The following is a 26,362-nucleotide window of genomic DNA, read 5'->3' as shown; positions in this document are numbered from 1 at the left end:
GCAGCAAGCGCGGGGCGGCAAAACCGGCATGGTATTGGAGTATGCGCGGTTTCTTGAAAAATATCTTTTTTAATCAGTATGTTGGGAGAAATTTTGGCAGCCCGTGGCGCAGCGCTTTCGGCGTCGTTCCCCAATACATGCTGCAATAGTGGATGTTTTTTCCACGTTCGGATTTTGTGTATCGCATTCGTTCCGCGATTTGTATCAGGTGGTCGGTACATTTCGTTCCATCCGCGAATGAGGCTGAACTGCCGTTTTCGACGAATCATCTCGATATTGGCGGAGAAAATCGTGCGTTCGGAACCCCGAGTGGAACCGTTTCGCGGCCGGCAGGCAATCCCTTTTCAATCCGGCCAGCCATCGCGGGCGCGGTGTGCGGCCGGCTGGCCCGGTCCGGCGACCGGGCCACCGTCGCGCTGTCCGGACGTGCGCGCCTCTTGCGCGAGGCGGCGGAACACGGAATGATCGATGAGTTGGCCGCGCCGTGCTACGGGCGTCCGGGCACTTCCTTTCCTCATCCTTTTCCAGCCATGTCCATCGATTATTCGCCGATTCCCTGTCCCGTCGTCGTGCCGCTCGACGCGATCCTGCCCGAAGAACCGCTGCTGATGATGGGAGCCGGCCCGGTGCCGATCCCGGCCGCGGTGGCCAAGGCGAACACGATCGTGATCAACCACCTCGGCGCGACGATGGCGAAGATCATCGAGCAGGTGAAGGAGATGGCGCGCTACGTGTTCCAGACCCGCACGAAGTGGGTGCTCGGCGTCGCGGGCCCGGGCTCGGCCGCGATGGAAATGGCGATCTCGAACCTCGCCTGGCGCGGCACGCGCGTGCTGTCGATCCGCAACGGCTTCTTCAGCGCGCGGATGGCCGAGATGGCCACGCGCGTCGGCGCCGACGTCGCGACGCTCGAAGTGGCCGACCGCGCGGTCGCGAGCCTCGACGAGATCGCCGACGCGATCGCCCGCGAGCAGCCCGAAATCGTCACGATCGTGCAGGGCGAGACGTCGAACACCGTCTGGAACCGCGACCTGCGCGACATCGCCGCGCTCGCGAAGGCGGCCGGCGCGCTGGTGGTCGTCGACGCGGTGTGCACGCTGTCGACGATGCCGCTCGAGATGGATGCGTGGGGCATCGACGCGGTGATCACCGGCGGCCAGAAGGGGCTGTCGTCGATCCCCGGCGTGTCGCTGATCGCGTTCTCCGATGCCGCGTGGGACCGCATGAAGCATCGCCCCGAGCCGAACGCGCACTGGTGCCTCGACATGGCGCTCGCGGAGAACTTCTGGCACAACGCCGGCTATCACTACACGGCGCCCGTGTCGGGCGTGCTCGCGCTGCACGAGGCGCTGCGGCTCGTCTGCGCGGAGACGCTCGAAAGCCGCTTCGCGCGCCACCTGCGCTGCTCGCTGGCGCTGCAGGCGGGCGTCGAATCGATGGGGCTCAAGCTCTATGCGCCGAAGGACTGCCGGCTCAATTCGGTGGTCGGGATCGAGACGCCCGAGGGGCTCACGCCCGGGATGGTCTGCGGCCATATCTCGAAGCAGTACCAGGTCGAGATCTCCGGCTCGTTCGGCTTGCCGATCGTGCGGATCGGGCAGATGGGCGAGCAGTGCCGCGAACACAACCTGTTCCGCACGCTGCATGCGTTCGGCCGCACGATGGTCGACCTGAAGGTGCCGGTCGACCTGCCGGCCGGCGTCGCGGCGCTCGAACAGGAACTGTCGCGGCGCGGCGCGTAAGCGGGAGCAGCGAGGAAACGAGGAAGCGGGCCGCGCTCAGCGGCCCTGCATCGCGCGCCGGTACGTATTCGGCGTCGTGCCGTGCGCGTCGCGAAAGCGATGGCTGAAGTGGCCGGCGTTCGCGTAGCCGCAGTCGGCCGCGATCTGCGCGAGCGGCAGCGCCGTCGTGCGCAGCAGCTCGCGGGCGCGGGCAAGCCGTTGCTCGGCCACCCATGCGTGCGGCGCGCGGCCGAACGACAGCCGGAACATCCGCGAGAAATGGTATTCGGACAGCGCGGCAACCTCGGCGAGTTCGCCGAGCGTCAGCGGCTGCGTGAGATACGTGTCGATGTAGTCGCGCACGCGGCGGCGCACGGCCGGCGCGAGCCCGCCGCGGAACGACGTGTCGGTGCGCGTCGTGCTCTGCCCGCGCAGCAGCAGGCTCAGCACGTCGTGCGCGGTCTCGTTCACGCGCAGCCGGTCGTCCGCATCGTCCCAGCCGTCGAGCGCGAGCGAGCGCAGCAGCGCCGCGACGCGCGCATCCTCGAAATAGGTGCGATCGGCGAGCTTCAGCTCGCGCGGTTCGCGATCGAGCTCGCGGATCGCGCGCTGCGTGAAGTGCTCGGGCAGGAAATACAGGTGGATGAAATGCATTTCGCCGCGCACCCACCAGCGCGATTCGTGGTCACCCGGCAACGCGCACAGCAGGCTCGGCGCGCCGTAGCGCGGCACGCGCTGGCGCTCGGTCCGGTAGCCGCCGTCGAGGTAGCACGACAGCGTGTGGTGGCCGGGCTGCTCGTAGACCGTCTCGCTTTCGTCGGTGATCCGCGTCCATTCGGCGATCGCGAGGTGGTCGCCGAGCCACGCGAAGCGCTCGAGCGTCGCGTTCGCGTCGGCGAGCGTGCGGCACACCGACTGCAGGCCGAACGGCAGATCGCCGCCAGCCAGGGCGGTGGTGCGGTCGACGGGCGGGGCGCAGAGGGAGAGACTCATGATGGGCCGAGTATAAGCGGGCGCGCGGCGCCGCGTGCGGCGTCCCGAAAAAGACCGCAATTCCGGACAATCGGCGCGCGCGGGGCGACGGCATAGTCGGGATCCCGATTCACCCGATTGTCAGGAACGCCGCCATGAACCTGTCGCTTTATTTCGTCACCGTGCTGATCTGGGGCACCACCTGGATCGCGATCAAGTGGCAGCTCGGCTCGGTGCCGCCGCCCGTGTCGATCGCGTGGCGCTTCTGGCTCGCGGCCGCCGTGCTGTTCGCGCTGCTGCGCGTGATGCGCCGCCCGGTGCGCCCCCCGCGCGAAGCGTGGCGCTTTCTCGTCGCGCAGGGCTTCGCGCTGTTCTGCCTGAATTTCCTGTGTTTCTACTATGCGGAGCAGGTCGTGCCGAGCGGGCTCGTCGCGGTGATCTTCTCGACCGCGCCGCTGCTGAACTCGATCAACGGCCGGCTGTTCATGGGCCGCCCGCTGCGGCCGTCGGCGATCGCCGGCGCGCTGCTCGGCCTGACCGGCATCGCGTGCCTGTTCTGGCAGCAGATGGCTGGCCATCTCGACGACCACGCGACGTGGACGGGGCTCGCGATCGCGTTCGCCGGCACGATGTGCTTCTCGGCAGGCAACCTGCTGTCGAGCCGGATGCAGTCGATGGGGCTGCACCCGCTCGCGACCAACGGCTGGGCGATGCTGATCGGCGCGGCGATCCTGACCGTCGGCGCCGCGGTGGCCGGGATGCCGTTCACGCTCGACACGAGCCCGCGCTATCTCGGCGCGCTCGCGTACCTCGCCGTGCCGGGCTCGGTGATCGGTTTCACCGCGTACCTGACGCTCGTCGGCCGGATCGGGCCGGAGCGCGCCGCGTACTGCACGGTGCTGTTCCCGATCGTCGCGCTGGCCGTGTCGACGGTGTTCGAGGGCTACCAGTGGTCGCCCCTCGCGGTGATCGGGCTGCTGCTCGTGGTGGCCGGCAATCTCGTCGCGTTCGACCTCACGCGGCGGTTGTTTCTGCGGACGGCGTGACGGCGTTCGCGGCTGCGCGAACCCGCGATCGAGGAAACCGGCGAACGGTTGATTTGGTTGACACGGTTGACTTTGTTTCGATTCAAGGCTACGCTCGATCATTCCGGTAGTGACGGGAGGTGATGATGATTGCGCGGGCTCATACGCTGGAAGGAACGGCCGTCGTTCTTGATGTCGAGACGGAGGAAGCGCTGCGCAGCGCCGTCGGCGCGGCGACCATGCTCGGCCCCGATCGCGCGCGGGCGCTGCTCAGCCTGTCCGACGAGCAATTGGGGCACCTGTTCAAGGTCGGCATCGCGCAGGTCATCGATCTGGCCGGCACGATCACGTTCGGCATCGCCGCTGCGGCGACGCGCGACAGGCCGGCCCGCGGGAAGAAGCGGGCGGCGGCAGTCGCCGCCGCCGATCCGGAGCGGCAGGTGCAGGCCGAACGGCGCATGCTGGTCGCCGACGGCAAGCTGCTGCCCGCCGCGCAGACATGGGTCGGCCTCGGCATGACGCGGCAGGCGCTCAGCAAGGCCGTGGCGTCCGGCCGGATCTTCACGGTCGATGTCGGCGCCGCACAGTACTACCCGGCCTTCTACCTGGCGGGAGATATCGATCGGAAGACGTTGGGCCGGGTGACCCAATGTCTGGGCGGTTTGCCGGGATGGAGCAAATGGCAGTTCTTCACGACGCCGAAGGCATCGCTGGGCAACGTCACGCCGCTCGTCGCGCTGTCGCGCGGGAAGGTGGGTGAAGTCGAGCGCGCCGCCACGGCGTTCGCCGAGCGCTAGGCGGCCCGTTTGCTGACGGCGCCAGGAGCACATTTCGCGAGCGCGACACTGGTGACTCGCGAAGTTGCGCCGACGGCGCTGCTGCGCATCTCGCGATTCGCGACGGGCGAGCCGTACTTCGGCAAGTCGGGCGGCAACCGCTTCGACGATCCACGCAAGCGACGGCGGTACGGCACCAGCTATTTCGGCTTCGATCTGCATTGCGCATTCGCCGAGACGGTGCTGCACGACGAAGTCGCCGATCTGGCGCTGGGCGGTTTCCCGCTCGTGACGACCGAACTCGATCGCTACGTCCTTTCGTTTGGCGGCGCGCCGCTGACCGTCGCCGTCCTGCACGGCTTGCCACTGAAGAATCTCGGGGGTGACGGCGCGTTGTCGACCATCGCACCGTACGACGTTCCGCAACAGTGGTCGCTTGCCGTCCACCGGCATCCCCGTCGCGTCGACGGGTTTTTATACATGTCGCGCCATCTCAACACGTCGGAAGCGCTCGTGCTGTTCGATCGTGCCGAACCGAAGCTCTCGCTCGGGCGCGCCGTTCCGTTCAGGCGTCATCCCGATGCGGCCCGCGTATTGCGGGACTTCAACGTACTGCTGCGTTGACGCGTGTGGCGCGTGACCCACGCGCCAACGCGCGCATCCCTCTCACGCCGCCGCGCCGCTCCCCGCCACGCGCGCCTGCCGCTGGTACAGCACCATCGACAGCGCGACGCCCGCGGCCGCGGCCACCGCCGCGAACAGGAACACCTGCGGATAGCCGAACGCACCGGCCACATAGCCGGCGAGCGGGCCGGTGATGCCGAGCGACAGGTCGAGGAACACCGAATACGCGGACAGCGCCGCGCCGCGGCTCGCGGGCGGCACCAGCGCGACGGCCTCGACGCCGAGCGCCGGGAAGATCAGCGCGAAGCCGAAGCCCGTCAGCGCGGCGCCGACGAGCGCGACGTGCGGCACCGGCGCGAGCCACAGCAGCAAAAGGCCCGCGGATTCGAACGCGAACGACACGATCGCGACGCGGAAGCCGCCGTAGGTCTTGATCGTGTTCGCGAACAGCAAGCGCGCGCCGATGAACAGCGTGCCGAACACGGTCAGCGACAGCGCGGCGTTCGGCCAGTGGCGCGCCGCGTAGTACAGCGTGACGAACGTCGCGATCGAGCCGAAGCCGGCCGAACCGAGCGCGAGGCCGAGGCCGTGCGGCAGCACGCGCGTGAACACGCTCGCATACGACATCCGTTCGCCGTGCACGAGCGGCACCGGCGCGATCGGGCGAGCGAGGGTGAAGCCGAGCGCGGCCAGCGCGATCACGATCACGCCGATCAGTGCCGGATTCAGCGTATGCGCGATCGCGACGCCGACCGGCGCGCCGAGCGCGAGCGCGCCGTAGGTCGCGATGCCGTTCCACGAGATCACCTTCGCGTTGTGCGCGACGCCGACCCGGCCGATGCCCCACAGGATCGCGCCGGTGCCGCACAGGCTTTCGCCGACGCCGAGCACGAGCCGGCTCGCGACCAGCAGCACGAGGCTCGCGACCGGCCAGTGCGCGAGCAGCAGCGCGACCAGCAGCAGCACGCCCGACACGCCGCAGCCGACCAGCCCGCGCAGCACCGTCTGCTTCGGCCCGAGCGTATCGGCGAGGCGCCCGGCGAGCGGCCGCGACGCGAGCGTCGCGAAATACTGGACGCTGATCGCCCCGCCCGCGACGATCGCGGAAAAGCCGAGGTCGTCGTGGACGAAGCCGGGCAGCACCGCGAGCGGCAGGCCGATGGTCAGGTAGCAGATGAACGTGAAGCAGACGACGGACACGATTTGCAGCGTGACCGCAAACCCGCTGCGCGGCGGTGTGGCGGAATCGGATGACATGGGGTCGGAACGAATGGCGGAGCCAACGGAAAACGGCGGAAAAGGGAATCGGGATTTTCCCATGGAACCGGTTTTCACGCAGGTACCGCTTAGTTAACTGCGCCCCGTTCGTAGAGAGGACCGCCGGTCACGGGGGCAGGGATGGACGGAGCGCCCCGTCCGGCAAGGGCGTCAGCCGGCCGGGCGCGCATATCGCGGCAGTTATATGAGCCGCATGCGTGATGGGCTATGGGTTGCGGAATTTGACGGTGATAGCGTGCAAACTGTCGGAAAAACGTCGGTCGAGCGCTCCGCGCAGGCCGCCTTGCCCCCCATTTGAAGAAACACCGAGACATGAGTGAGCCGATCCGCTTCTACCATCGTCACGCGATCCGCGAAGTCAGCGGCGCGGACGTGACCCGCACCGTGCTGCAATACCTGCGCGAGGACGCGCATTGCACCGGCACCAAGGAAGGCTGCGCGGAAGGCGACTGCGGCGCGTGCACGGTCGTCGTCGGCGAGCTGACCGACGCCGGCGCGGTCGAGTTCAAGGCCGTCAACGCATGCATCCAGTTCCTGCCGACGCTCGACGGCAAGGCGCTGCTCACGGTCGAGGACCTGCGCCGGCCGGACGGTTCGCTGCACCCGGTGCAGCAGGCGATGGTCGATTGCCACGGGTCGCAGTGCGGCTTCTGCACGCCCGGCTTCGTGATGTCGATGTGGGCGCTGTACGAGAAGCACGGCCACGAAGGCTGCGGCAGCGCGTGCGCGAAGGCGAAGGACGTGCCGACGCGCACCGAGATCGCCGATGCGCTGACGGGCAACCTGTGCCGCTGTACCGGCTATCGCCCGATCGTCGATGCGGCGGTGCGGATGTTCGATGCGAGCGGCGAAGGCGCGACCGGCGAAGCCGCGCCGCAGCCGGCCGCGCCGGTCGACACGGCCGCGCTCGCCCGCACGCTCGCATCGCTCAAGCGCGACGACACGTTCGACTACGCGACGGTCAACGGCGCGCGCTTCGCGGCGCCGCGCACGCTCGACGCGCTGGCCGCGCTGAAGGCCGAGCGTCCCGACGCGCGCATTCTCGCGGGCAGCACCGACATCGGCCTGTGGGTCACCAAGCAGATGCGCCGCCTCGACGACCTGATCTACGTCGGCCAGATCGCCGAACTGCAGCAGGTCGTGCACGGCGACGACTGGATCGGGATCGGCGCGGGCGTGACGGTCGAAAAGGCCTATGCGGCGCTCGCCGGAACCTATCCGGAACTGACCGAGATGTGGAAGCGCTTCGCGTCGCTGCCGATCCGCAACGCGGGCACGCTCGGCGGCAACGTCGCGAACGGCTCGCCGATCGGCGATTCGATGCCGGGCCTGATCGCGCTCGGCGCACGCGTCGTGCTGCGCGGCGGCGACACGGTGCGCGAGCTGCCGCTCGAGGCGCTGTACACCGGTTATCAACAAAAGGACCTGGCGCCGCACGAATTCGTCGTCGGCGTGAAGGTGCCGACCCGCACCGGCGCCCGTGCAAAGCTGCAGTTCCGCACGTACAAGCTGTCGAAGCGGTTCGATTCGGACATCTCGGCCGTGTGCGCGGCGTTCGCGTTCATCGCGGACGGCGACAGGATCCGCGAGCCGCGCATCGCGTTCGGCGGGATGGCCGCGACGCCGAAGCGCGCGGCCCATACGGAAGCCGTGCTCGACGGCGCGCAGTGGCACGAAGCCACCGCGCAGGCCGCGATGCAGGCGCTCGAGCGCGACTACCAGCCGCTGTCCGACATGCGCGCAACCAGCACGTATCGCCTCGATACCGCGAAGAACCTGATGTTCCGATTCTGGCTGGAGACGCGCCCGCACGACCCGCTGCCGCCGCAGGCGCTGAACGTGCGCGAAGTGGCCGCCGAAGCAGGCGCTGAAGTTGCCGACGACGCGGCACGCGTCTGACGACGGAGAACACCGAACATGAACCAGCAAGCAGAACCGTTCCTGAGCACCCTCGACCCGCAGGCCGACGCCGCGCAGGTGCACGTGTCGCGTGCGCACGAATCCGCCCACCTGCACGTGAGCGGCCGCGCGACCTATACCGACGACATCCCGCTCGTCGCCGGCACGCTGCACGCGGCGCTCGGGTTGTCCGCGAAGCCGCACGCGAAGATCGTGTCGATGAACTTCGACGCGGTGCGCGCGACGCCGGGCGTGGTCGCCGTGTTCACGGCCGACGACATCCCGGGCGTCAACGATTGCGGCCCGATCATCCACGACGATCCGGTGCTCGCGAACGGCATCGTGCAGTTCGTCGGCCAGCCGATGTTCATCGTCGTCGCGACGTCGCATGAAACCGCGCGGCTCGCCGCGCGGCGCGCGCAGGTCGACTACGAGGAACTGCCCGCGATCCTGACCGCGCAGGAAGCGCGCAAGGCCGAAACCTACGTGATTCCGCCGCTGAAGCTCGCGCGCGGCGACGCGGCCGCGCGGCTCGCCGCCGCGCCGCACCGCGAGTCGGGCGAGATGCTGCTTGGCGGCCAGGAGCAGTTCTACCTGGAAGGGCAGATCGCGTACGCGGTGCCGAAGGACGACGACGGGATGCACGTGTACTGCTCGACGCAGCACCCGAGCGAGATGCAGCACCTGGTCGCGCACGTGCTCGGCGTCGCGTCGCACAACGTGCTGGTCGAATGCCGCCGGATGGGCGGCGGCTTCGGCGGCAAGGAATCGCAGTCGGGCCTGTTCGCATGCTGCGCGGCGCTCGCCGCATGGAAGCTGCTGTGCCCGGTGAAGCTGCGTCCGGACCGCGACGACGACATGATGATCACCGGCAAGCGGCACGACTTCCATTACCGCTTCGACGTCGGCTACGACGACGACGGCCGCATCGACGGCGTCGCGCTCGACATGACGTCGCGCTGCGGCTTCTCGGCCGACCTGTCGGGCCCGGTGATGACGCGCGCGGTGTGCCACTTCGACAACGCGTACTGGCTCGGCGACGTCGACATCGCCGGCTACTGCGGCAAGACCAACACGCAGTCGAACACCGCGTTCCGCGGCTTCGGCGGCCCGCAGGGCGCGTTCGCGATCGAAACCATCCTCGACGACATCGCACGTTCGCTCGGCCGCGATCCGCTCGACGTCCGCTACGCGAACCTGTACGGCAAGACCGAACGGAACGTGACGCCGTACGGGCAGACGGTCGAGGACAACGTGCTGCACGAATTGCTCGGCGAACTCGAGACGACGAGCGACTACCGCGCGCGGCGCGCGGGCGTGCGCGCCTTCAACGCCCGCAACACGGTGCTGAAGAAAGGCATCGCGCTCACGCCGGTGAAATTCGGCATCGCGTTCAACGTCACGCACTTCAACCAGGCCGGCGCGCTCGTGCACATCTACACCGACGGCTCGGTGCTCGTGAACCACGGCGGCACGGAGATGGGGCAGGGGCTCAACACGAAGGTCGCGCAGGTCGTCGCGCACGAACTCGGCATCCGCTTCGGCCGGATCCGCGTGACCGCGACCGACACGAGCAAGGTCGCGAACACGTCCGCGACCGCCGCGTCGACGGGCTCCGACCTGAACGGCAAGGCCGCGCAGGACGCGGCGCGCCAGTTGCGCGAGCGGCTCGCGGCGTTCGCGGCGAAGCAGTTCGGCGACGGCAACGTCGAGGCGGCCGACGTGAAGTTCGGCAACGACGTCGTGTGGGTCGGCGGCCATGGCGTGCCGTTCGGCGAGGTGGTCGCGAAGGCGTATCTCGCGCGCGTGCAGCTGTGGTCCGACGGGTTTTATGCGACGCCGAAGCTGCACTGGGATCAATCGAAGCTGCAGGGCCGGCCGTTCTACTACTACTCGTACGGCGCGGCCGTGTCGGAAGTCGTGGTCGACACGCTGACGGGCGAGATGCGCACGCTGCGCGTCGATGCGCTGCACGACGTGGGCGCGTCGCTGAACCCGGCGCTCGACATCGGCCAGGTCGAAGGCGCGTTCATCCAGGGAATGGGCTGGCTGACGACCGAGGAGCTGTGGTGGAACGCGGGCGGCAAGTTGATGACGCATGCGCCGTCCACGTACAAGATCCCGACGGTGAACGACACGCCGCCCGAGTTCAACGTGCGGCTGTTTCAGAACCGCAACGTCGAGGACAGCATCCACCGCTCGAAGGCCGTCGGCGAGCCGCCGCTGCTGCTGCCGTTCTCGGTGTTCTTCGCGGTGCGCGATGCGGTGGCCGCGGTCGGCGACTACCAGGTGAATCCGCCGCTCGACGCGCCGGCCACGGGCGAGTCGATCCTGCGCGCGATCGGCGCGGTGCGTGCGGCGAGCGCGAGCCGGGCAGGTTGAGATGAAACGCTCTTTGCGCTTGCTTCGTTCGTTGCTCGCTCACGGCGGCACGACCCGACGGAGGCCGGCATGAACGGCCCCGCTCGTTCGCCGCGTGCCGCGTCGCAGGCGTCCGCCGCCGGATGCGACGGCGCGTGCGGCAGCGCGTCGTCGCAACGACAGCCGTTCGCGCCCGGCTCCGGCCAGCGCAACCGCGTGACCGCAGCACCGCCGCCGATGCACATCGTGCTGTTCGGCGCGGGGCACGTCGGCCACGCGCTCGTCACGCTGCTCGGCGCGCTGCCGTGCGTCGTGCAGTGGGTCGACACGCGCGACGAGCTGTTCCCGGACGAATGTCCGCCGAACGTGCAGCCGGAGCCGACCGACACGCCGGAGGCCGTCGTCGACGCGGCGCCGCCCGGCGCGTACTTCCTCGTGATGACGCACAACCACGCGCTCGACTTCGCGCTCGCCGCGCAGATCATGCGGCGGCGCGACTACGCGTACTTCGGAATGATCGGCTCGCGCACCAAGCGCGTGAAGTTCGAGCGCCGGCTCGCCGCGCGCGGCGTCGATCCGGCGCGGCTCGTCGAGATGGTGTGCCCGATCGGCGTCGCGGGCATCGTCGACAAGGCACCGGGCGCGATCGCGGTGGCCGTCTGCGCGGAGCTGCTGCAGGCCCGCTCGGGCATGCCGGTGGCCAATGCGAAGGCGGCCGCGGCCGGGCGCGCACGCGACGACCTGTCCTGCGCGCGCTAAAACGCGCGGTAAAACGGTCATGCCGCGCGGTTGGCGCACGACCGCGCGTTTTTGCCTACACTGCACGACAACGCGCGGCAGCGGGCCGCGCTTCACGTCACCGTGCACGCCCCATGTCCGATCACTCCGTCTATCTCGACGCGCTCGATGCGAGCCTCGTCGCCATCGAGCGCTGGCTGTCCGGCGTCGATACCGCGCCGGCGGCGCTCGATGCGCTGCTCGCCGCGTTTTCCGTCGACTTCACGATGATCCTGACCGACGGCCGCGTGGTCGACCATGACGGCATGCGCGCGCTGTTCGCGAAGCTGGCCGGCGCGAAGCCGGGGCTGCACATCGCGCTGTCGGAGATCCGCGTGCTCGCGGCCGATGCAGCGCATGCGGTGATCACCTATCTCGAAACGCAGCATGCGGTAGCGGGCGAACTGCCGGCGCGCCGCGCGACCGCCGTGTTCGCGCGCGACGCGGCGGGCGTCGTGCGCTGGACTCATCTGCAGGAAACCTTCTGCACGGCCTGAGCGGCCGCGCTGCCTGACCACTCCGCGCCGCGCTTTGGCCGCGCGTCAGCGCTTGCGCGTGCGGGCGACCGTCAGTTCGTCGGACACGCTCTGCATCAGCGCGCACAGCCACGCGATGTCGGTCGGCCGATCGGGTTGCGGGTGCGTGAGCAGGTAGCTCTTGATGCGCGGGAACGGCACGGGCGGCGTGACGACGACGAGCGGCAGCAGTTGCGCATAGTGCGTCGCGAAGCGGCGCGTCGTCGTGAAGATCAGGTCCGACTGCAGCAGCACCTGCGGCACGATCCCGAAATACGGCAGCGTCGTCACGATGCGCCGCGTGAGGCGTGCGCGCGCGAGGCCGATCTCGATCGCGTTGCGCTTGTCGCCGGTGTACGGCGTCGGCGCGACGTGCGCGGCCGACGCATACGCGTCGCGCGTGAGCGGTTCGCGGGCGAGCGGATGCGCGTCGCGCATCAGGCACACGATCGTGTCGGAGAACAGGTCCTGGCGCGCGAACTGCGGGTCGGGCTTCGGCCAGTTGCCGATCACGAGATCGAGCGCACCCGATTGGAGCGCGCCCGCGTGGTCGAGCGCGGGATTCAGCGAATCGATTTCCAGATGCGCATGCGGCGCCGCGTCGCGAAAGCGCTCGATCAGCGTCGGCATGAAGAAATCGTTCAGGTAGTCGGGTGCGGCGACGCGGAATGTGCGCCGCGCGGACGACGGATCGAAGTCGCCGTGCGGCGTCGCGATGAAGTCGACCTCGCGCAGCGCGCGCGACGCGGCTTCGAGCAGCGACGCGCCGTATTCGGTCGGCACCATGCCGGATTTGCCGCGCACGAGGATCGGGTCGTTCAGCGTCTCGCGCAGCTTGCGCAGCGCGGTGCTGATCGCGGGCTGGGTCTGGTTCAGCCGCAGCGCGGCCTGCGTGACGCTGCGCTCGAGCAACAGCGTGCGCAATACGCGCACGAGCCAGATGTCGAGCGAGGCGGTACGGTCGTCGTCGTCCATTGGTGGGGGGTGATTCGGGGGACGCGTAACCTTACCGCAGCCGCGCGTTGCCGTGCGTGATACCGGCCATCACGCACCCCATCACGCGCGGCCCTTCGGCAGCGTGCTGATCCGCTTGACCTCGCGCGATTCGAGCCAGTTCGGCGTGCGCGCGCAGTACAGCACCATCGGCAGCGCGTCCTCGCCCCAGAACAGCTGCTTGTTCATCCAGAAGGTGGGCACGCCGAACACGCCGAGCGCGATCGCATCGGCCGTGTTGCGGGCCAGCTGCGCGGCGGTTTCCTCGAATTCGATCAGCTCGTCGCCGTGGCTCACGCCGACGCGTTCGCACAGCGCCGCGAAGCCGTCCGGCGTCGATGGATCGTTGCCTTCTCGCCAGACGAAGCGGAACATTTCCAGCACCGTCACGATATCGGCGCGCAGCGCGATCGCGAGGCGCAGCACCTTGTCGGAATCGAATGGATGCGCGGGCGGCATCTTGAAGCGGATGCCGAGCTGTTCCGCGCGAAACAGCGCGTGACGGTACGTGAACACGCGCTTGGCCGGCACGTCGGCGCTCGGGCGCTGGCCCCAGTGGCGCTGCAGGTCGGGCAGCGATACGGCGACGGGGTTGAACGGCACGTCCGGCCATTTGTCGTGCTGCTCGAGCAGCAGATACGAGAACGGCGACACGAAGTCGAAGAACCAGGCGGGTTGGGCGGTATCGAGGCCGGTTGTCATGTCGTTCTCCAGAAGGGGGGGCGTGCGGCGCCTGGCGGCGGCCTCCATGTTACGCGGCAGCGCGCGCATGCAGCAATGATCGCGGATCGTTCGCTCACGCGGAACCGGGAGTCGCCCGGGGGCCATCGCCGGCCGGCGGCGGGCCGGTTTCCGCGCGCGCCGGCGAATTGCCGGCGCCGGGCGGGCCCGCCGGCGCATCCTGGTCGTGCGCGGTGAGCCGTTCGCGCACGAAGCCGATGTGCTCGCGCAGCACGTAGAACTGCCCGGCGTACGCGAGCGGCATCTTCATCCGGTTCACGGCTTCCTCGATGTCGTCGAGCTCGTCGAGCAACTGCACGCGCTCCTCGGCCGTATGTTCGCCGAGCGCGCGGCGCTCGAGCGCGATCAGCGCGCCGTACCAGCGGTAGATGCGCGAGCGCACGCGCCAGCCGTACAGCGACGGCACGAGCCGCAGCCCGGGGATCAGCACGACGATCAGCGGCACGACCACGACCAGCAGCCGGTCGACGAGGCTCGCGACCCAGAACGGCAGCCGCCGGTACAGGAAGCTCTTGCCCGACTTGTAGTAGCGGGCGGCGTCGTCGGACAGCGGAAAGCCGCGCGTGACGGACGACGGGAATTCGCCCGCGTGCTGCAGGATCGTCGCGTGGCCGTGCACTTCGCGCGCGGCCTCGATCAGCAGGTCGGACAGCGCCGGGTGCAGCGAGTCGCGCGCGACGAGTTCGATCGTCGGCGCGACCGTGTGGATGTCGGCCGGCGGCAGGTTGCGGCCGAGATCGTAGACGCCCATCGGCAGCGTGATTGCGGTCAGATACGGAAAGCGCCGCGCGTACGCCTCGGCCTGCGTGAACGAATATACGTGCACGCCGGGCGCGCGGAACAGCTTTGCCATCACCGGGATCTGCGTCGAGTCGCCGGACAGGAACGCGGCGTCGATCTTGCCGTCGAGCAGCGCGGTCGCGGCGTCCTCGCCGGCGGTCGGCAGCAACTCGGTCGGGCCGCCCGGCACGATGCCGTTCATCTTCAGCAGCGCGAGGCTCAGTTCGCGCGCGCCGCTGCCTTCGGCGCCGAGCGCGAGCCGCTTGCCCTTGAAATCGGACAGGCGCGCGACGACCGGGCCGCGGTACATGATCGCGAGCGGCACGTAGCCGATGCTGCCGAGCGACACCAGATGCTCGTCGCGCTCCTTCGGGCCGATGCCGCTCTGCACGAAGCCGACGTCGACCGGCGCGTTCGGGTTCGACAGCCGCGCGAGGTTCTGCGCGGAACCTTCGGACGATTGAACGTCGAGCGTGACGCCGTTTTTCGCGAGGATCGTCTTGTATTTCTGCGCGGCGTTCCAGTACGTGCTGCCGGGCGGCCCGGCCGAGATCACGAGCGTGGACGGCGGCGCCGGCTGGATCAGCTTGACCGCGAGCCAGACGGCCGCGCCGGCGAGCAGCACGGTCGGGCCGATCGACAGCGCGAGGTCGCGCCACGACACGGCGACGAAGCGGGCGAGGATGCGGCGCGGCGGGCGGGGACGGGCAGGCTTCATGGGATCGGCGGATGACGCTGGCGTGACGCATCGGTGACGGTCGTCGCGGGACGATGCGGATTCTCGCGGCGATGGTACCCGGTTTCCCTGCGCCTGCGCGAGTCGGGGCGGTATTGCACCGCGGCACCGCGACGGCGGCGGGCATCCCGGCGTCAAAAGCTTTGCGCTTCGGCGGGCGCTGGATTACATTGTGCGACGCAGCCGCGCCCGATTCGCGCGCGACCCGGCACGTCATGAGGCCGGGCGCGTCCGGCCGGCGGCTGCCCGGCCCGACCGGCCCGCTTTTGCGTGCGCCGGCCGCCGGCCCGTGACGCCTCTCTCGTATCGCCGTGGAAAACACCGGCTGTCCCGCCCGTTCGCGCGCGGGCCGGCTGTTTTTGGGGGTATCCGGCCGTACTGTGCACGGCCGTTCCGGAGTGATAAGGAGATAGCATGAAGTCGATCGTGTTGAGAGCGTTGGGCGTCGCCGCCGTGGCGGCCTGTCTGTCGGGCAGCGTATATGCGCAGTCGAGCGACGCAGCGGCAACGGAAGCGCCGGCGGCCGCGACGAGCGCGCCGAAAGCCGCCGCGAAAACCGCGAAGAAGGCGAACCGCAAGCTCGGCTATGCGGTGCGCAAGGCCATTACGAAGGCAGGCGGCATCGACGTGGCGAACCTCGTCGTGCGCTCGAAGGGCGGCGCGATCACGCTGGAGGGCACGGTGCCCGACCAGGCTCAGATCGACAAGGCGGAAGAGGCGGCGAAGGGCGTGAGCGGTGTGACGTCGGTCACGAACAAGCTGACGGTTCAGCAGCAGTAACGCCGGGCGGCGGCGCGCGAGCGCCGCGCGCGCCCGTTTCAGGCGGGCCCCGGCATGCCGGGGCCCGTTTGCGCTTCAGGGGGCCGACAGCCGCGCGCGGCGCGGCGACGGACCGATAACGATATCGAGGGGGCGGCGATGACGAAGTTCGGGTGGGGCAAGCGGGTGGTGTGGGGGGCGGCGCTGGCCGCGGTCGCGATGCTCGGCGCCTGCAACGGCGACGAGTCGGCCGAGCGCAACCGGTTGCCCGGCTTCGTGTCCGGCAGCGTGCGCACGACGGCCTACGACGGCGCGAGCGACGACCTGCTGACGGCCGGCCTCGGCAAGACGGGCCTCGCGGCGGCGACCGCGCCGGGCTTCGCGAACCCGTCGCGGCCGACGAGCGCCGAATTGCGCCGCCTCGCGATCTGGTCGAACTACCGCGCGCTCGTCGACATGAGCGCGAACGGCGGCTACGGCCGCTTCTGGGGGCCGAACGTCGACCTCGACGGCAACGACACGCTCGGTGAAGGCAAGATCCCCGGCACCGAATATCTCGCGTATGCCGACGACGGCAGCGGCGCCAAGAACGTGACGCTGCTCGTGCAGGTGCCTGCCAGCTTCAATCCCGCGCAGCCCTGCATCGTCACCGCGACGTCGTCCGGCTCGCGCGGCGTGTACGGCGCGATTTCCGCGGCCGGCGAATGGGCGCTCAAGCGCGGCTGCGCGGTCGCCTACAACGACAAGGGCGGCGGCAACGGCGCGCACGAACTCGGTTCCGACGCCGTCACGCTGATCGACGGCACGCTCGCCGACGCGGTGCTGGCCGGCACCGCGAGCCTGTTCACCGCGAACGTGACGAGCGGCGATCTCGCCGCGTTCAACGGCCGCTTCCCGAACCGCTATGCGTTCAAGCACGCGCATTCGCAACAGAATCCGGAACAGGACTGGGGGCGCGTGACGCTGCAGGCGGTCGAATTCGCATACTGGGCGCTCAACGAGCAGTTCGGCCCGCTGATCGACGGCACGCATCACGCCGTGCGCTATCGCGCGGGCGACATCACGACGATCGCCGCGTCGGTCAGCAACGGCGGCGGCGCGTCGCTCGCGGCGGCCGAGCAGGACAGCCGCGGCTGGATTACCGCGGTCGTGGTCGGCGAGCCGCAAATCAACGTGCGGATGGCGCCGAATGCGGTCGTCCGGACGGGCGGCCAGCCGGCGCCGTCGTTCGGCCGGCCGCTGGCCGATTACGCGACGCTCGCGAACCTGCTGGAACCGTGCGCGGCCGCGTCGGCGTCGCTCGCCGGCGCGCCGTACCTGAGCGCGCTGCCGTCCGCGACCACGCAGTCGATCCGCACGCAGCGCTGCGCAACGCTCGCCGCGGCCGGGCTGGTGGCGGGCGCCGACACGCAGAGCCAGGCGGCCGACGCGCTCGCGCAGCTCCATGCGGCCGGCTATCTGGCCGATTCCGACCTGTTGCAGGCGGCGATGTGGGATTCGCAGGCGATTCCCGCGATCGCGGTCACCTATGCGAACGCGTACACGCGCTCGCGCGTCACCGACAACCTGTGCAACTTCAGCTTCGCGACGACGAACGCGGCGACGGGCGCGGTCGCGGCGCCCGCCGCGTCGCCGATGCCGGCCGTGTTCGGCATCGGCAACGGCGTGCCGCCGACGGCCGGCATCAATCTCGTGTTCAACAACGGCGCGGGCGTCGACCACCGGCTCGCGACGCCCGATGCGAGCTTCGCGGGCGCGCTGTGCCTGCGCCAGCTGTGGACGAACGGGATGCTCGGGATGCCCGCGAACGTCGACGCGGTGCGCGTGAACGCGAACCTGCACGGCAAGCCGGCGATCATCGTGCAAGGCCGCAGCGACGCGCTCGTGCCCGTGAACCACGCGTCGCGCGCGTACGTCGCGCAGAACGGCATCAGCGAAGCCGGGCGCAGCCAGCTGGTGTTCTACGAAGTGACGAACGGCCAGCACTTCGACGCGTTCCTGTCGGTGCCGGGCTTCGACACGCGCTTCGTGCCGGTTCACTACTACAACGTGCAGGCGCTGAACCTGATGTGGAAGCGCCTGAAGAACGGCGCGCCGCTGCCGCCGTCGCAGGTGATCCGCACGGTGCCGCGCGGCGGCACGCCGGGCGCCGCGCCCGCGCTGACGAGCGCGAACCTGCCGCCGATCTCGGCCGCGCCGGGCGCGAACGCGATTTCCGTCGGCGTCGGCACGATCGACGTGCCGCTCTGACGGCGCCCGTCACGCGCCTCCAGCAAGCCGGACAGCCGTCCGGCTTTTTTTATGGGCGTTTCTGGAATCGGTCCCGGACTGCCTTTTATCGGAATGGCGAGCGCTGTAACAAATTCTTACTTTACGGCGATAAATCCGGAACCTATTATGCGCCGGTATTTTCACTTAATTTAATAAATCGGATTGCGAGCATATTCCTTTCCATTTAGTTAATCGATCCTTTCGATTTTATTCAATCGGCTCGAGTCGCGATTGGTCGCGGTTTCGCGATTAATCGGTATCTCGCCGATGGGGATCGTTTGTCTGGTCGAAGTGAAGACGCTTTGCTGAGCGGGCTTTGCGAGGCGTCCTTTTGTCCGTCGCTTTCGTTATGCGTGCGAATCCGCGGAATGAATCCGTATTGCGGTGAATCATCGAATTATCGTTGCCAATGGAGTTTATGCCATTGTGCGGTTGCAAAAAAAGGTGGGGTAAATCGTGCCGATCGGTATTCGCCGATCCGGTAAAAAACTCGGAGTGCGTCGCATAACGAATGCATTCCCGGTGCGGAGCGCCGGCGCAAATGATCCCTTGCGACCGGCGGTATTTATCGTTCTGTTCGAGAGGCAATAATGACGACACGCAAGTCCTTGAAAGACGGTTTCGCGCTATTCGGAACGACCTTGAGCGTACCGCTCGCCGCCGCGGCGGCCGCGGCGCTGCTCGTCACGGGGTGCGGCGGCGACGATGGGCCGAGCCCGGCTGCGTCGGCCGCCACCGCGGCCGCGACGTCCAGCGGCGGCACGTCGGCCACCACCGACGCAACGGCCGCCACCGCGGCCGACCAGCCGTACGTCGACACCGACGTGTACGGCACCGGGCCGAACGATGCGGTCACGGATTCGACGGAAGGCGCGGCGGTCGTGCACCGCCAGGTCGCGATCGGCGGCAAGACGATCCAGTACACGGCCACCACCGGCCATCTGACGACGATCGATCCGGTCACGTCGGCGCCGAACGCGAAGATGTTCTACGTCGCGTACACGCAGGACAATCCCGACCCGTCGAAGCCGCGCCCGGTCACGTTCTTCTACAACGGCGGCCCGGGCTCGTCGTCGGTCTACCTGCTGCTCGGCTCGTACGGGCCGAAGCGCCTGCAGTCGTCGTTCCCGAACTTCACGCCGCCCGCGCCGTACAAGCTGCTCGACAATCCGGACAGCCTGCTCGACCGCACCGACCTCGTGTTCATCAACCCGGTCGGCACCGGCTACTCGACGGCGATCGCGCCGGCGAAGAACAAGGACTTCTGGGGCACCGACCAGGATGCGCGCTCGATCGACCGCTTCATCCAGCGCTACCTGACCAAGTACTCGCGCTGGAATTCGCCGAAGTTCCTGTACGGCGAGTCGTACGGCACCGCGCGCAGCGCGGTCGTGTCGTGGGTGCTGCACGAGGACGGCATCGATCTGAACGGGATCACGCTGCAGTCGTCGATCCTCGACTATGCGAACGCGCTGTCCGCGCCGGGCACGTTCCCGACGCTCGCGGCCGATGCGTTCTACTGGAAGAAGACGACGCTCAACCCGACGCCGACCGATCTCGACGCGTACATGGTGCAGGCCCGCCACTACGCGGACAACACGCTCGCACCGCTTGCGCAGAAGCCGAATCCGCAGGACGGCGGCTTCGTGAACGTGCGGCTGAACCTGAAGCTGCAGACCGCTCAGCAGATGGGCGCGTACATCGGCACGGACCCGACGTCGCTGATCCAGACCTTCGGCAACCCGGCCGCGCTCGGCAACGTGCCGTCGTCGGACGACAACCCGCCGTACACGTTCTTCCTGACGCTCGTGCCGGGCACGCAGATCGGCCAGTACGACGGTCGCGCGAACTTCACGGGCAAGGGCATCGCGCCGTACATCCTGCCGAACTCGGGCAGCAACGATCCGTCGATCACGAACGTCGGCGGCGCGTACACGGTGCTGTGGAACAGCTACATCAACACCGATCTCAAGTACACGTCGACGTCGTCGTTCGTGGACCTGAACGACCAGGTCTTCAACAACTGGGACTTCAGCCACACGGACCCGACCGGCGCGAACAAGGGGGGCGGCAACACGCTGTACACGGCCGGCGACCTGGCGTCGACGATGAGCGTGAACCCGGACCTGAAGGTGCTGTCGGCGAACGGCTATTTCGACGCCGTCACGCCGTTCCACCAGACGGAGCTGACGCTCGCGCAGATGCCGCTCGATCCGACGCTCAAGGCGCAGAACCTGACGATCAAGAACTACCCGTCGGGCCACATGATCTATCTGAACGACGCGTCGCGGACCGCGCTGAAGGGTGATCTCGCCAACTTCTACGACGGCATCCTCGCGAACCGTACTGCGCTGCAACGCGTGCTGAAGCTGCAGGCGCGCACGCAGCAGATGAAGCAGCAGAAACTGCAGCAGCAGGGGCAGTAAGTGTTGCGGGCGGCGGGCGCCGCCCGCCGCGGCGGAAAAGTGCACGCGCGCGTGCGTCCCGATGTGGCGGGTCGTGTGCGTTGATGGTGTGGCTGTCGTTCCACAAGATGCCCCCGAGAGTCGTGGACTCCGGGGGCATCTTTTTGTGTCGGAGGGGGTATCGCCCCGGAAGTCGAAGGTGATGGCTTCCTTAATCCTCAAAACAGGGATGAAAAGCCCTCTATTGAGGATCGGCATGCGCCGACGGTGGCGTCTGTCACCAGACGCGAGGCCCGCTTACGCCAGCACGAGCCGCACGCCCACCGCCACCAGGGTCGACGCGAGCAGGTTGCGCAGCAGCCGCTCGGGCGCGCGCGCCGACAGCAGGCTGCCGATCACGATGCCGGGCAGCGAACCGAGCAGCAGCGACAGCAGCATCGACCAGTCGACGGAGCCGAGCAGCCAGTGGCCCATGCCCGCGACCAGCGTGAGCGGCACCGCATGCGCGATGTCGGAACCGACGATGCGGGTCGTCGCCAGCAGCGGATACAGCAGCAGGAGCACGGTCACGCCGATCGCGCCGGCGCCGACCGACGTCATCGACACGAGCACGCCCAGCACGGCGCCCGTCAGCACGGTCGACCACAGCGTGCGCGCGGGGCTCGGCGCGAGCGGGTTGCGCGCGGCGAATGCCGTGAGTTGAGGGCGAAAGATCAGCGCGAGCGACGTGAGCAGCAGCGCGACCCCGAGCACGAGCTGGATCATCCGCGCGGTGCCCGGCGTGTTCATCCCGTGCGTGTGCAGCCACCACAGCGTGAGCGCCGCGGCCGGTACGCTGCCCACCGCGAGCCGGCCCGTGATGCGCCAGTCGACCGAGCCCTTCAGGCCGTGGACGAGCGTGCCGGTGGCCTTGGTCGCGGCCGCGTACAGCAGGTCCGTGCCCACGGCCGTCGCCGGGTGGACGCCGAACAGCAGCACGAGGATCGGCGTCATCAACGAACCGCCGCCGACGCCCGTCAGGCCGACGAGAATGCCGACGAACAGGCCGGACAGCGAGTACAGCAGATCGATATGGGGAAGCGACATCGGAGGCAGGCGGTTAGGTGGCGTTCGGCGGCGGCGCGCGGCCGCGGCGCTGCGCGCGCGTCAAAGTCCGCCATTGTCGCAAAAGTGGCGCGTCAATGTACGACTGCGTTAAAAATCGGCCGGGAAGGTCTGCACCGCAGGCGGCCGGCGGGACGTAAAACGGGCGTTTGAATGGGGCGCGACCGACGATGACGACCGGTCTGAAAGCGATGACGAACCGGGGCCGGCGCCGTGTATCCGGGCGCGCATAAAAAGGGCGCGACAGTGCGCGCCCCGACTCGATGCCGGTTCCGGGCCGCCCATCGACGGTCAGTGCATCGCGGGCCCGGCACCTTCGACCGCGCGTGGCGGCCGGATGCGCAGCGCGAAACCGGTCAGCGCGGCCACGGCCGCAAACGCCGCGCCGAACGCGAAGGCCGCGTGGTAGCCGCCGTTCAGTGCGTCGAGCGGCGCCGCTTGCGCTGCCGCGAGCGCATCGGTGCGTGCGCCGGCGAGACTCGCGAGGACCGCGAGCCCGAGCGCGCCGCCCATCATGAACGCGGTGTTGACGATCCCCGACGCGAGCCCGGAATCGGCCGGATCGACGTCGTTCATCGCGGCGAGCAGCACCGGATTGAACGCGACGCCTGCACCAATGCCCAGCAGCGTCATGCCGGGCAGCACGTGCCACACGAAACCGCCGTCGACCGGCGCGCGCGAGAACAGCGCAAGGCCGCACGCCGCGATCAGCAGGCCGGCGGCGATCGGGCCGCGGATCCCGAAGCGCATCACGATCCGCGCCGACAGCCCGAGCGAGAACGCCGCCATGATCAGGTTCGCCGGCAGGAACGCGAGGCCGACCTGCAGCGGCCCGTAGCCGAGCACGCGCTGCATGTACAGCGCGGACAGGAAGAACCACGCGAACATCGCGGCCGCCCACAGCACGGCGATCGCGTTTGCGAGCGCGACGTTGCGCGCGGCGAACAGCGTAAGCGGCATCAGCGGGTGCGCGGCGCGCGACTCGATCGCGATGAACAGCGCGAGCAGCACGACGGCCGCGCCGATCAACGCGACGGTCTGCGTCGACAGCCAGCCGGCCTCGTTGCCGCCGACGATTCCGTAGACGGCCAGCATCAGCGATGCCGTCACCGTGATCGCGCCCGCCACGTCGAGCCGCGCGGTGCCGGCCGCCGTACGCGTGCGCGGCAGCAGCGCGGCGCACATCGCGTAGACCGCGACGCCGATCGGCAGGTTGACGAGGAAGATCCAGTGCCACGACAGCGAGCTCGTCAGCAGCCCGCCGAGCAGCACGCCGATGCTGCCGCCGCCCGCGCACACGAAGCCGTAGACGCCCATCGCGCGAGCGCGTTCGCCGGGCTCGGTGAACAGGTTCATGATCAGCGACAGCGAGACGGCCGACACGACCGCGCCGCCGAGCCCCTGCACCGCGCGCGCGGCGATCAGCATCGCCTGCGATTGCGCGAGCCCGCAGGCGAGCGACGCGAGCGTGAACACGACGAGGCCCGCGAGAAACATGCGCCGCTGGCCGTACAGGTCGCCGAGCCGGCCGCCGAGCAGCAGGCAGCCGCCGAATGTCAGGAGGTAGGCATTGACGACCCACACGAGGGCCGTTTCGGTGAAGTGGAGATCGGTGCTGATCGACGGCAGCGCAACGTTCACGATCGTGCTGTCGAGCACGATCATCAGCACGCCGAGGCAGAGCACGATCAGCGCGTACCAGCGCTTCTCGCCGTGAATCCCGTGGGTCATGGGCTCGCAGCCTTCTATTCGTTATATGGAAGGATGCATTGTAGATGCCACCGGCGCGGGTTTCCTGTCGGTTTGTGGCAGGAGCGTCGCGTAGCGGCGGGTGTGGCCCGGCGCGCGTGAAGCGGGATGTTGCGTTACGCGCGCGCCGGCAGTTCGCAGCCGTCCGGGCCGCAGGCGGCCGCGTCGTCGCCGTCGAGTTCGACGACGCCGTCGCGCCACGCGTGGTCGAGCGCTTGCGCGAACGCGTCGGCCGGCTGCGCGCCCGATACGGCGTAGCGGCCGCCGAACACGAACAGCGGCACGCCGCGCCCGCCGATCTGCGCGGCGCGCGCGATGTCGGCCTCGACTTCGTCGCGGTACGCGTCGCTGTGCAGCACCGCTTCGACGGCCGAGCGCTCGAGCCCGGCTTCGACCGCGAATTCGGTCAGCGCGGCATGATCGAACAGCGAGCCGTGCTCGCAGAAATACGCGCGATACAGGCGCTCGGTCAGCGCATGCGCGCGGCCCGACGCGTGCGCGAGCTTCACGAGCCGGTGGCCGTCGAGCGTGTCGCCGACGAGCGTGCCGGGCAGGTCGTAGCGCAGCCCGACGCTCGCGGCCGCCTCGGTTACCTGGCGCAGCATCTGGTCGACCTGCGCGGGCGCCATCCGGTATTTGCCTGCGAGCATCGCCTCGACCGGCTCGACGGGGTGGCCCGGCATCAGCCGGTACGCGCGCAGCGCGACGTCGACGCGGTCGGCGTGCGCGAACGCGGCCAGCGCCTCGTCGAAACGGCGCTTGCCGATCCAGCACCATGGGCAGATCAGGTCGGACCAGATTTCGACGGTCAGGGTCGGGCGGGCGGTCGGGGCGGGAGCGGTCGTCATGGCGGTTGGAGCGGTCAAAAATGTAACTGTGACTATATCACTTTATGCTCCCGGGCTCCGTGGTCCGTAGGCCCGTGCGGCATGCAGCCGCGCCCGCGTATCGCGAAGCTTCGACGCGGAAACGGTCGTCCGATGCCGATGGCCGGGTCCGATCGTCATTGCGGCCGCCGCTGCGCGCTCAGGCGTCGCCCGTTTCCTTCAGATGCTTCAGATGCTTGTAGACCGTCGCGCGCCCCATCCCGAGCACGTTCGCGACGTAGTTCGCCGCGCTCTTGCCGCGAAACGCGCCTTCCGCGTACAGCGCCTCGACGAGTTCGCGCCGGTGCTCGCGCGTGAGCCCGTTCAGCCCGACCTGCCGCTCGCGCAGCCAGCCGTGCAGGAACGTATTGATGCGCTCCTGCCAGTCGTCGCGGAACAGCTCGTCGGGCTGCGCGACGACGCCCGCGCCCTTGATGAACAGGTCGAGCGTCGCGCGCACCTCGTCGAACACCGCGATGTTGAAGTTGATGCACATCATCCCGGCCGGGCGGCCTTCGTCGTCGAACAGCACGTTGCTCACGCAGCGCATCCGCCGGCCGTCCCAGTTCAGCTTCTCGTACGGGCCGATCACGCGCTCGCGCGCCGAATGATCGATTTCCTCGAGCGCGGAATCGTCGCCGACCTCGCGCTTCGACAGGTTGTTCGCCAGATACAGCACCGTCTGGTCGTGCAGGTCGTGGATCACGACTTCCGCGTACGGGAAGAACAGCGCGGCGATACCGTCGGCGATCGGCGCATAGCGGGTGAGCAGCAGGTCTTTGACGGGAGATTTCTTCTTGCGCATCGGTATCGCGATCTCGGGTGGGCGGGAGCCGGGCAGCGTGTCGGGCCGGCGGGCCGGCGCACCGTCGGCCGGCATGCCCGTGCGCCCGCGCGCGGCCGCCGCGGCGGTTGCGCCATTGTATCGGCCCCGCGCGCGCGGGGCGCTCATCCGCGCGTCAGATGCGTGTACAGCGCGTGCGCGATCGCGATGTCCTCGAGCCCGAGGCCGATCGAGCGGAAGAATGCGTGACGCGTGCGCGACGGCGCCGCGCAGGTGCCGGCGACGAGCGCGGGCAGGTCGCCGGCGATCCGGCCGGCATCCCAGCCGTGCTCGGCCGCCGCGATCTGCATCTCGCCGGCGCTCGCGGGCGTCGTGTGCCGGTAGTCGCAGTAGACGTCCATGTCCGGCAGCCACGCGGGCGGGATTTCGTGTGCGCGCGCGACGTTCGTGCTGATCGACGTGACGAGCGCGGCGCGCGTGAGCATCCCGTCGCCGAGCACGGGCGTGCCCGACGACGTGCACAGCATCACCACGTCCGCGTCGCGTACGCACGCCTCGACGCTCGCCGCCGCGCGTGCGCGCGGGTCGAGCGCGGCGAGGCTCGCCTGCAGTGCCGTATCGCCGGCCAGCGCGGGCGAGTACACGCGGATCGTGTCCCAGTCGCGCAGCGCCGCCGTGTGCCGCAGGTGCGCGAGGCCGACCGCGCCCGCGCCGACGATCGCCAGATGACGCGCGTTGCGCGGCGCGAGGCAGTCGACCGCGAGCGCCGTCGTGCCGGCCGTGCGTTCGACGGTCAGCAGCCCGGCGTCGCACCACATCAGCGGCTGGCCGGTTTGCATCGACATCAATGCGGTCCATGCGGTGACGATGGGTTTGCCGTCTGTCACGACATACGGCGACAGCTTCGCGCCGAATACCTGCTGGTCGGCGAGCGCGCCGAGATACGTGATGAAGTCGCCGGCCTGGTCGGGAAACGGCGTGAGCGTCTGCGGCGGCTGCACCGCGCGCGCCGCGGCGAGCGACGCGAACATGCGGCGCAGCGTGCCGAGCACGTCGAGCGACGGCAGCGCCGCGCGCACCGCGGCTTCGTCGACGGTCAGCGGCAGGCTGGGGCGGGGTTGCGTCATCGGGACATCTCCGGTGCGGGCTGGACAGAAAGTCTCGAAAGACGGTATCCGGCGGGGTTCGTTGTGGACTAAAAGTCTAATATAGACAAACGAAATCGG

The 26,362-nt window shown here is 69.0% G+C and carries 21 protein-coding genes; 11 read left to right on the top strand and 10 right to left on the bottom strand.

Annotated features, from left to right (window positions below; all coding sequences use genetic code 11):
- The first annotated feature begins 530 nt into the window (after positions 1-530).
- Positions 531-1,742, top strand: a complete 1,212-nt coding sequence (locus HWX76_RS04310; protein WP_050011717.1) for an alanine--glyoxylate aminotransferase family protein — start codon at positions 531-533, stop codon at positions 1,740-1,742.
- 36 nt (positions 1,743-1,778) lie between these two features.
- On the opposite strand, the gene HWX76_RS04305 is transcribed toward HWX76_RS04310, so the two are convergent.
- Positions 1,779-2,714 (bottom strand): AraC family transcriptional regulator, encoded by a 936-nt coding sequence (locus HWX76_RS04305; RefSeq protein ID WP_050011716.1) that lies wholly within the window; start codon positions 2,712-2,714, stop codon positions 1,779-1,781.
- Positions 2,715-2,848: 134 nt separating this feature from the next.
- Between HWX76_RS04305 and HWX76_RS04300 the strand changes: the two genes are divergently transcribed.
- The 3 genes from HWX76_RS04300 (at position 2,849) to HWX76_RS04290 (ending at position 5,118) form a co-directional block, all read left to right on the top strand.
- Positions 2,849-3,739 carry an EamA family transporter gene (locus HWX76_RS04300; protein ID WP_050011715.1) on the top strand — a complete coding sequence of 297 codons (891 nt, stop codon included), beginning with the start codon at positions 2,849-2,851 and terminating at the stop codon, positions 3,737-3,739.
- Between the two features lie 122 nt (positions 3,740-3,861).
- Positions 3,862-4,515: a hypothetical protein gene (locus HWX76_RS04295; protein ID WP_244137945.1), complete on the top strand. Its 654-nt coding sequence runs from the start codon at positions 3,862-3,864 to the stop codon at positions 4,513-4,515.
- Between the two features lie 51 nt (positions 4,516-4,566).
- Positions 4,567-5,118 (top strand): RES family NAD+ phosphorylase, encoded by a 552-nt coding sequence (locus HWX76_RS04290; RefSeq protein ID WP_239468925.1) that lies wholly within the window; start codon positions 4,567-4,569, stop codon positions 5,116-5,118.
- Between the two features lie 42 nt (positions 5,119-5,160).
- On the opposite strand, the gene HWX76_RS04285 is transcribed toward HWX76_RS04290, so the two are convergent.
- Positions 5,161-6,375, bottom strand: a complete 1,215-nt coding sequence (locus HWX76_RS04285) for an MFS transporter (RefSeq protein WP_050011713.1) — start codon at positions 6,373-6,375, stop codon at positions 5,161-5,163.
- A 333-nt stretch (positions 6,376-6,708) separates the two neighbouring features.
- Between HWX76_RS04285 and xdhA the strand changes: the two genes are divergently transcribed.
- From xdhA to HWX76_RS04265, 4 genes are all read left to right on the top strand, one after another.
- Entirely contained in the window at positions 6,709-8,295 is a 1,587-nt protein-coding gene (gene xdhA, locus HWX76_RS04280) for a xanthine dehydrogenase small subunit (protein ID WP_176015553.1), read from the top strand.
- Between the two features lie 18 nt (positions 8,296-8,313).
- Positions 8,314-10,677: a xanthine dehydrogenase molybdopterin binding subunit gene (gene xdhB, locus HWX76_RS04275; RefSeq protein WP_050011711.1), complete on the top strand. Its 2,364-nt coding sequence runs from the start codon at positions 8,314-8,316 to the stop codon at positions 10,675-10,677.
- Between the two features lie 69 nt (positions 10,678-10,746).
- Positions 10,747-11,415 carry a xanthine dehydrogenase accessory protein XdhC gene (xdhC, locus tag HWX76_RS04270; protein WP_176015552.1) on the top strand — a complete coding sequence of 223 codons (669 nt, stop codon included), beginning with the start codon at positions 10,747-10,749 and terminating at the stop codon, positions 11,413-11,415.
- 113 nt (positions 11,416-11,528) lie between these two features.
- A complete protein-coding gene (locus HWX76_RS04265) occupies positions 11,529-11,930 on the top strand; it encodes a nuclear transport factor 2 family protein (RefSeq protein ID WP_176015551.1) in 402 nt (133 codons plus the stop codon).
- Between the two features lie 45 nt (positions 11,931-11,975).
- Here the strand turns inward: HWX76_RS04265 and HWX76_RS04260 are convergent, their stop codons facing one another.
- From HWX76_RS04260 to HWX76_RS04250, 3 genes are all read right to left on the bottom strand, one after another.
- Positions 11,976-12,923 (bottom strand): LysR family transcriptional regulator, encoded by a 948-nt coding sequence (locus HWX76_RS04260; protein ID WP_050011708.1) that lies wholly within the window; start codon positions 12,921-12,923, stop codon positions 11,976-11,978.
- Between the two features lie 81 nt (positions 12,924-13,004).
- Positions 13,005-13,643: a 2-hydroxychromene-2-carboxylate isomerase gene (locus HWX76_RS04255; protein WP_050011707.1), complete on the bottom strand. Its 639-nt coding sequence runs from the start codon at positions 13,641-13,643 to the stop codon at positions 13,005-13,007.
- Positions 13,644-13,737: 94 nt separating this feature from the next.
- Positions 13,738-15,180 carry a TAXI family TRAP transporter solute-binding subunit gene (locus HWX76_RS04250; RefSeq protein ID WP_124555691.1) on the bottom strand — a complete coding sequence of 481 codons (1,443 nt, stop codon included), beginning with the start codon at positions 15,178-15,180 and terminating at the stop codon, positions 13,738-13,740.
- 432 nt (positions 15,181-15,612) lie between these two features.
- On the opposite strand from HWX76_RS04250, the gene HWX76_RS04245 reads away from it, so the two are divergent.
- The 3 genes from HWX76_RS04245 to HWX76_RS04235 all read left to right on the top strand — a co-directional run bounded on the left by HWX76_RS04245 (position 15,613) and on the right by HWX76_RS04235 (position 20,654).
- Complete coding sequence (locus tag HWX76_RS04245; protein WP_050011705.1) at positions 15,613-15,978, top strand: BON domain-containing protein; 366 nt, start codon at positions 15,613-15,615, stop codon at positions 15,976-15,978.
- A gap of 138 nt (positions 15,979-16,116) precedes the next feature.
- Entirely contained in the window at positions 16,117-18,207 is a 2,091-nt protein-coding gene (locus HWX76_RS04240; RefSeq protein WP_050011704.1) for a D-(-)-3-hydroxybutyrate oligomer hydrolase, read from the top strand.
- A 611-nt stretch (positions 18,208-18,818) separates the two neighbouring features.
- A complete protein-coding gene (locus HWX76_RS04235) occupies positions 18,819-20,654 on the top strand; it encodes a peptidase S1 (protein ID WP_050011703.1) in 1,836 nt (611 codons plus the stop codon).
- 276 nt (positions 20,655-20,930) lie between these two features.
- Here HWX76_RS04235 and HWX76_RS04230 read toward each other — a convergent pair whose 3' ends face one another.
- The 5 genes from HWX76_RS04230 to HWX76_RS04210 all read right to left on the bottom strand — a co-directional run bounded on the left by HWX76_RS04230 (position 20,931) and on the right by HWX76_RS04210 (position 26,263).
- Positions 20,931-21,719, bottom strand: a complete 789-nt coding sequence (locus tag HWX76_RS04230) for a sulfite exporter TauE/SafE family protein (RefSeq protein ID WP_050011702.1) — start codon at positions 21,717-21,719, stop codon at positions 20,931-20,933.
- Between the two features lie 309 nt (positions 21,720-22,028).
- Positions 22,029-23,468: a DHA2 family efflux MFS transporter permease subunit gene (locus HWX76_RS04225; protein WP_089488200.1), complete on the bottom strand. Its 1,440-nt coding sequence runs from the start codon at positions 23,466-23,468 to the stop codon at positions 22,029-22,031.
- Between the two features lie 134 nt (positions 23,469-23,602).
- The gene (locus HWX76_RS04220) at positions 23,603-24,334 is read right to left on the bottom strand and encodes a DsbA family oxidoreductase (protein WP_050011700.1); all 732 of its coding nucleotides are present in this window, start codon (positions 24,332-24,334) and stop codon (positions 23,603-23,605) included.
- Between the two features lie 178 nt (positions 24,335-24,512).
- Positions 24,513-25,304: a PAS domain-containing protein gene (locus tag HWX76_RS04215; RefSeq protein ID WP_124630619.1), complete on the bottom strand. Its 792-nt coding sequence runs from the start codon at positions 25,302-25,304 to the stop codon at positions 24,513-24,515.
- Positions 25,301-26,263 (bottom strand): ornithine cyclodeaminase family protein, encoded by a 963-nt coding sequence (locus HWX76_RS04210; RefSeq protein WP_050011698.1) that lies wholly within the window; start codon positions 26,261-26,263, stop codon positions 25,301-25,303. The genes HWX76_RS04215 and HWX76_RS04210 overlap by 4 nt, the downstream gene beginning before the upstream one ends.
- Positions 26,264-26,362 lie beyond the last annotated feature (99 nt).

Origin of the sequence: Burkholderia sp. BCC0398, from assembly GCF_902833245.1 — a bacterium.
Taxonomy (GTDB): Bacteria; Pseudomonadota; Gammaproteobacteria; order Burkholderiales; family Burkholderiaceae; genus Burkholderia; species Burkholderia sola.
The sequence above is the reverse complement of the archived record's forward strand: the minus strand, read 5'-3'. Positions and strand labels throughout refer to the sequence as shown.